Genomic DNA, 3159 nt, shown 5'->3' with positions numbered 1-3159 from the left:
TATTATTTTTTAAAAGTCTATTTTTATACTTATAAAACATTTTCTTGTTTATTATTAAATAGTTATAAATATTCTTGTAAAAAAATGGGGGTAAAGTAGGAATATTTTATTCTAGCCACAGAGAAAACTCTCAAAATATATTTCTACAACAGCATTATTTTTTAAAACATTATTCATCTTGGCTTTTAAATCCCGCTTTATATATGCCATTATAGACGGCCTGTCTATATCTATTACAGGATAATGTTTCATCATATTCCTTACTTCATTAACAGTCTGTGCCGTAATTTCTTCTATCGCTTTAGCATCTTTTTTGTTATGTGCTTCAAAAACAATATCTATCTTAAAATAACGCTGCATATCTGTTTCCCTTAATTTATAAGCATCACAGTATATATCGTTTATGCGGACATAATAAAGATGGCTGTTTTTCTTCTCACTTTTTACCCTGTACATATCATAAATAGTGGGTTCCTGCTTTTTTAAAGTTACTTTTGAGAAATCTGCCTGTTTAATATCTATTTTGCCATAAAGCTTCCAAATAACTAAAACTATGACAGTCATTACTAAAAGCCATATAACTAATTTTACTAATTTTTTGAATGTTGTGTCTTTTCTTTCTTTACTCATACAAAATAATATCATATTATTTTACTTTGTAAAAGAGATATTTATTAGGGAGCATACATTGAATATATATTTTGTTACATTTGGCTGCAAAGTAAATGCAGGGGAAGACCAGTATTATTTATCACAGCTTATTGAGCAGGGCTTTAAAGAAGCATCTTCTATTCATGATGCAGATATTGTTGTTATAAATACATGCGCTGTTACTGAAACAGCTGCTAAAAAGTCAGCCCACTATATAGAAAAATTAAGAAAAGAAAATAAAGACTTAAAAATCATTGTTACAGGCTGCTTAACTGAAGAAAAAGGCGTGTCCCTTAAAGAATACGGGGCAGATATAATTGTAACCAACGGCTCAAAAAGTGAGCTTGTAAACCATATATTAAATTTAACTGACGGATATATTAAAGCGTCTGAGGGCAGCTTTGCAGGCGGTGCATTATTATCTCACACAAATACTAAAACAAGAGCATTTTTTAAAATACAAGACGGCTGTGATGCATACTGCACATACTGTATAATACCAGAGCTTAGGGGCAGACCAAAAAGTATGCCAAAAGATGAAGTAATAAGCGGGTTTAAAAAACTTTTATCACTTGGATATAAAGAAATAGTGCTTGTAGGAATACATATAGGGCTTTACGGTAAAGATTTAGGGTTAAATATCACTGATATTTTAGAAGAACTTGTAAAAATTGAAGGAGATTTCCGCATAAGGCTTACAAGTATAGAAATTAATGAAATAGATGACAGGCTTTTATATTTAATAAAAAATAATGAAAAAATATGCCCGCATTTACATATTCCACTGCAAAGCGGCTGTAATAAAATATTATCACTTATGGGCAGAAAATATAAAAAAGATGACTATATAAAATTAATTGAAAAAGCAAGAAGCATTATACCAAATGTAACAATAGGCTCTGATATTATTGCAGGCTTTCCTTCTGAAACTGATGAAGATTTTAATGATACACTTAAAACATTACAATCTGCAGGCACAGAGTTTTACCATGCTTTCCCATATTCTGAAAGAAAAGGCACAGCAGCAGAAAATATGGAAAATAAAGTAGATGTAAAAGTAAGGGAAGAAAGAGCCGCATTATTAAGACAGCAGGGGCTTAAAAGCCTTATGAATTTATATAATAACTCCATAGGCAAAACATACAGAGTCCTCTCAGAAAAAGGCAATAAAGGTCATACAGAAAACTATATGCTTATACATTATGACAAAAATACAGAGCCAAATAAGTTTATAAATGTAACAGTTACAGAAATAAAAGATAATAAGTTATATGGAAAGGTAGCGGAAAAATAGTATTAATATAATATTTAATATATTATAATATTCGTTGTATGAGGGAAATATTCATTTTGGCTCTCTATTTACCACAATAGTTAATATGTTATAATCTAGACGAACAACAATTTATGTGCTAGAATGTTCTGTATTAACCGCAATATTTAATATGTTATAATATGGTTGGAAGTGTGTAATAAGTCCAGCTTGTTCTGTATTGACCACAATATTTAATATGTTATAATCTGTGCAGTACTATCATTATCTGTAATGCTGTTCTGTATTGACCACAATATTTAATATGTTATAATAGAAAATAAAGACATAATCATCTCTTTACTGTTCTGTATTGACCACAATATTTAATATGTTATAATTTGTGCTGTACTATCTGTATCTGTGATGCTGTTCTGTATTGACCACAATATTTAATATGTTATAATAAGGAATACCATAAAACAATAAATGATAGTGTTCTGTATTGACCACAATATTTAATATGTTATAATAATAATCACGCTGCCAATTTACATTATAAAGTTCTGTATTGACCACAATATTTAATATGTTATAATTAATTTCGCCAATAAAAATATCAAGACTACGTTCTGTATTGACCACAATATTTAATATGTTATAATCGGAAAAATCCCACCTCGTTAAATGCACTCGTTCTGTATTGACCACAATATTTAATATGTTATAATAACCTTGACTACAACGAAACATGGGAGGGTGTTCTGTATTGACCACAATATTTAATATGTTATAATTGTATAAAATTTACCATTAAAGCCACCAATGTTCTGTATTGACCACAATATTTAATATGTTATAATTATTCATTCTAAATTCATCATAGATTGATTGTTCTGTATTGACCACAATATTTAATATGTTATAATAGAAAATAAAAATAAATGAGTATCTGGTGCGTTCTGTATTGACCACAATATTTAATATGTTATAATTAACACCCAGCAGGCTAACACCCAGCAGGCGTTCTGTATTGACCACAATATTTAATATGTTATAATTGTAAAGATATAGTAATCAGTGAGCATATAGTTCTGTATTGACCACAATATTTAATATGTTATAATTTATCTAGAAGCTTGTCAAGCCTTTTATAATTGCATCACCCCCATTTTTTTAAAACTGCATGGAACAGTCATTATTTTACAGTAAAATTTGTGTTTTATATTTTCTAATAATATGTATTTTTATAATAT

2 protein-coding genes and 1 CRISPR repeat array are annotated in these 3159 nt (G+C 28.8%); of the genes, one reads left to right on the top strand and one right to left on the bottom strand.

Annotation, left to right across the window (positions count from 1 at the left end):
* Positions 1–111: 111 nt before the first annotated feature.
* Positions 112–630: a flagellar basal body-associated FliL family protein gene (locus tag Q1X91_RS15285; RefSeq protein WP_300759433.1), complete on the bottom strand. Its 519-nt coding sequence runs from the start codon at positions 628–630 to the stop codon at positions 112–114.
* Between the two features lie 58 nt (positions 631–688).
* On the opposite strand from Q1X91_RS15285, the gene mtaB reads away from it, so the two are divergent.
* On the top strand, positions 689–1945 hold the full coding sequence (gene mtaB, locus Q1X91_RS15280; protein WP_300759431.1) for a tRNA (N(6)-L-threonylcarbamoyladenosine(37)-C(2))-methylthiotransferase MtaB: 1257 nt from the start codon (positions 689–691) through the stop codon (positions 1943–1945).
* A gap of 59 nt (positions 1946–2004) precedes the next feature.
* Positions 2005–3030: direct repeats of the CRISPR family, unit length 36 nt; unit sequence GTTCTGTATTGACCACAATATTTAATATGTTATAAT.
* Between the last annotated feature and the right edge of the window lie 129 nt (positions 3031–3159).

It is taken from the genome of uncultured Brachyspira sp., assembly GCF_949287625.1.
Lineage (GTDB): Bacteria > Spirochaetota > Brachyspiria > Brachyspirales > Brachyspiraceae > Brachyspira.
Note: the sequence above shows the minus strand (reverse complement) of the source record. Positions and strands in the feature narration are given on the sequence as shown.

Excerpts from the sequence above, each read along its gene's own strand:
- Q1X91_RS15285 (WP_300759433.1), bottom strand. The coding sequence starts at position 630 with ATGAGTAAAGAAAGAAAAGACACAACATTCAAAAAATTAGTAAAATTA.